We start from the raw sequence: 402 nt of genomic DNA on the forward strand, positions 1-402 counted from the left end.
GGCCCATCTCCACGAAGCGACGCCTGGTGCGATAGACCGTCGAGCCGCTGGCCACCACGGTGGCGGCAATCGCCTCGTCGCCCAGGCCAGCATCGGCGGCCAGCAGGATCTGCGCCCGCTTGAGCTTGCGTGCCGCATGCTTGCCAGCGCTCAGTAGGCTCRTAAGTTCGTCGCGTTCGGCTTGGTCGAGATCGACACGATAGCGTATATTCATCCGCAAGGCCTCCTTTGGGTATGGAGGTCCCGGATGAATCGAAAAATGAATCAATTACTTGACCAAAAGTTGCCAGAGGCGCCGCGCTTCACCGACAAGCAGGGCCAGTATCTCGCCTTTATCTGGGCCTACAGCCAGATCAATGGGCGCGCACCGGCCGAACGCGACCTRCAACGCTATTTCGGCGT

The 402-nt window shown here is 60.8% G+C and carries 1 protein-coding gene; it reads right to left on the reverse strand.

Annotated features, from left to right (window positions below; genetic code table 11):
• The coding region (locus AC1DYF_RS40420) for a helix-turn-helix domain-containing protein (protein WP_477884566.1) at positions 1-214 on the reverse strand (214 nt) is incomplete at its 3' end.
• Positions 215-402: the final 188 nt, after the last annotated feature.

The organism is Rhizobium sp. P2_G9 (genome assembly GCF_056403475.1).